Genomic DNA, 2,343 nt, shown 5'->3' on the forward strand with positions numbered 1-2,343 from the left:
GGTTTCTATGCCCTGCAAAAACAATGGTCTGTTCGGGTGCTTAAAAAACAAAACCACCTTAAAAAGCGGTTATCGAGGTCGTTGTTTTAATAATTACGGGGTTGTGCAACGGTTACCATTGTTGTGCGGCGTTTTTTATTCTAGTTTATATTTCTTTTTTTCAAGCACATTTACCCCTTTCATATACCCTAAATTAATTCTGAACCTCGTGATTGTTGAATCCCTTTTCACTTTGCCAAGTGTGTCAAACTCGCTTACATATTCGTCAATACGAGTACTTAGGAAAGTGGAGTCAGTATCCTGCTTGCTAGCTACTTTATATTTGAAATTCCAATCTGGGCTGCCTCCCATTCCGGCAACTGTGTAAAAACCAATAAGGCTGTCATTTTCGTCATATGTTAACATTCTCAAATCGGGAAAACGTCCAGTTGCTCCGTCAATAATGGTGATTATTTTTTGCTCATCGAGATTTTTTTGGATGGAGTAGAATAGGTAGTAGGTCGTATCAGATGTATCAGGCCTCAAGCGGTATTGATAATATTTTTCTACCTGGTTTTTGGTCAGAGCCTTTAACTTGACTTCTCCATCGTACCATTTATGGATATCAAATTCTTTTAGTCCGAAAAATTTAAAATCCGTAGAGTCGATAAAAGCAGATTCCGATTTATATTTTGGAGGGTCCTTTTTCTTGGTTGAACAACCGACTGTGAACAATAAAATTATGGAGAATCTTAGTATTCTGTTCATGGTTAATCAAATGATTCACAACGATTTAGATAAGCTTAGTGCGGGGGAAAGGAAACTTTTCGTTTCCGTCTGCCAAGCTTTTGGGCATGGTCCGCGCACGAAGCTAAAGCTTATTGCCCGCCCGAAAGTGCCTTTTTGGTACGAACGGGTTTTGATTTTTCTTTTTTCTGTCCAAAGCTAAAATTGAATATTTCACTAACACGTAATTTTCAATTTAGCGACCCCATAAATATACACAGACCTTTCGGTTTAGCTCTAAAAGTCCGTATTACGTTTAGGTTTTGTTTTAGCCAGTTTTTTCGCGTTCTGTTACCATTATTTTAATGGGCTCAACCATCTATTAAATATTCAACTTCAGTTAATTTATTTTTCTCTTTTCTGATTCATACCACAATTCAAACCTTGCAGGGTAATATTTTTGGAAAGTTCTTTCATGAATTATTGTATGTGAAGAATACATTTGATGTTTTTCCTTTGTTTGTCCTCCTCCATTAGCTCGATTTCTTTTTGCGATTCGAAACCTCTCATATAGATTTTACTCTTTTGTTTTGATTTATGCCATTTTAGATAGACTCATACACACAGCTTACAGAATAAATATCAAAGGGGAATCAATGCGTGAAACAAATAAATAAACAGTAAATTTAACTACAATGGAATCGATTTTGAGCATTTAGTTTGCTATGCTCACTTTCATTCATTTTAGGTGGTTTACTTTAACCGTCTTTTCCATTTTTAGGAGTTGTTTGGGTGGCTCCAATGGTTAGGTTTTCTAGGTAAAATAAAATATGAATTATGATAAAAAAAGCACTGTTTGTTTTGGTCTTCTTGATAATGGCCTCTTGCAATAACGAGAAGAAAAATATTGGTTATGAAATACATGGGACCGTTGAAGGTTTCAATGATAGTATCTGCGAGATTTTTCAATATGGGTATGAATCTGTCCATTTCAAGGATTCTGTCGTTATCAAAGATGGAAAGTTCAAATTCACGGGAACTATTGATCGGCCCAGAAGTACAATGCTCAGAATAAAAGGTATGCCGGGAAAGGCGTCTTTCTGGTTGGAGAACACCCAAACAACAGTTACAATCAACGATGACGGTTTGAAGAAAGCAATAATCGTAGGGGGCGAAGCTCAGAAAATGGCGAATTTGCACAAATTTAAAAAACGTCCAATTATAAATAAAATAGAAAGCCTAGATAGTATTATAGGGACGGGGAGAAATACAGGAAATTTGACGGATCAGGAAAAAGATACCCTTTACTCGAGAATGCGGGCATTAGAAGAAGAACTTTATGAAATTACCAACACCTTTCTAAGGGATTTTCCTAATTCCTTAGAAAGTGCAAGGACCTTAAATGAATCACGATTTAGATTGGACAAGGAATTGTTCACGGAACTTTTTGAATTGATGAACGATAAGACCCAGGCATCCATTTATGGAGAAGAAATAGCTCGATATCTGAAGCTGGTTATTTCGGAGTTATGACGCCACCTGTTTCGGTCAAACTGCGCCACTTTGAAAGATTCTACAATTATAAAAAAAATTAGGTTTATAAATTCTTTAATTTTCCTTTTCTTAAGGATTCTCCTT

The 2,343-nt window shown here is 36.1% G+C and carries 3 protein-coding genes; 2 read left to right on the forward strand and 1 reads right to left on the reverse strand.

Annotated features, from left to right (window positions below):
• Positions 1-135: 135 nt before the first annotated feature.
• The gene (locus CWD90_RS22830; protein WP_103478360.1) at positions 136-747 is read right to left on the reverse strand and encodes a hypothetical protein; all 612 of its coding nucleotides are present in this window, start codon (positions 745-747) and stop codon (positions 136-138) included.
• 548 nt (positions 748-1,295) lie between these two features.
• Here CWD90_RS22830 and CWD90_RS23760 point away from each other — a divergent pair.
• Together CWD90_RS23760 and CWD90_RS22845 are read left to right on the forward strand one after the other, a co-directional pair.
• Positions 1,296-1,382, forward strand: coding sequence for an ATP-binding protein (locus CWD90_RS23760; protein ID WP_353057382.1), 87 nt, complete (start codon positions 1,296-1,298; stop codon positions 1,380-1,382).
• A 160-nt stretch (positions 1,383-1,542) separates the two neighbouring features.
• A complete protein-coding gene (locus tag CWD90_RS22845; RefSeq protein ID WP_103478362.1) occupies positions 1,543-2,238 on the forward strand; it encodes a DUF4369 domain-containing protein in 696 nt (231 codons plus the stop codon).
• The last annotated feature ends 105 nt before the right edge of the window (positions 2,239-2,343 follow it).

Origin of the sequence: Arenibacter catalasegens, from assembly GCF_002909235.1 — a bacterium.
Lineage (GTDB): Bacteria > Bacteroidota > Bacteroidia > Flavobacteriales > Flavobacteriaceae > Arenibacter > Arenibacter catalasegens.